The sequence below is a fragment of the Pseudarthrobacter sp. 10T415 genome, assembly GCF_056394175.1.
The window spans coordinates 1-477 of record NZ_JBFTHJ010000069.1; the positions used below are offsets into that span (position 1 = coordinate 1).

Annotated in this window: 2 protein-coding genes; both read left to right on the forward strand. The window is 67.7% G+C overall.

The window, feature by feature from the left end:
- Nucleotides 1-192: hypothetical protein (locus AC1DBN_RS21480; protein WP_477724199.1), on the forward strand; the 192-nt coding region annotated here is incomplete at its 5' end.
- Nucleotides 189-477 (forward strand): hypothetical protein (locus AC1DBN_RS21485; protein WP_477724200.1); only part of this gene is annotated, 289 nt, incomplete at its 3' end. The genes AC1DBN_RS21480 and AC1DBN_RS21485, both read left to right, overlap by 4 nt.

Here is a 477-nt window from a genome sequence, read left to right on the forward strand (position 1 = left end):
GCCGCCGAGCGCGAGATCGATGTCGGCGCGCGCTGTACGATCGGCACAGCGGACAAATGCACCACCCTGGTGGCGCCGGTGCTTCGCGTGTGCGCCGGAACAGTGGTTTATGGCGCGGCATGCGCCCCGGAGGGAGGAAGGGTCTTGTCGGATGGCCATGCGGCCACTCCACCATGCCCCGGCACACCATGAAGACATTGCTCACGCTGCTCCTCCTGATTGCCACCAGCCTCACCGCGCCGGCGCGCGCCGCCGAGCTGGTGATGGCCGACTACCAGCGGCCCGACGGGGCGATCACGACCTATTTCAACGGGGACTCGATCGATCCGTACTTTGCGTCGAAGGCACTGCTGGCGGCGCAGGACGCCGGCATGACCACGCGAACCGCGGCCATCCGCTGGATCGGCTGGCTGCTTGCGCGCCAGCACGCGGACGGACGCTTCGACCGTTACTGCGTGAAAGGCCAGCGCTTCGTCT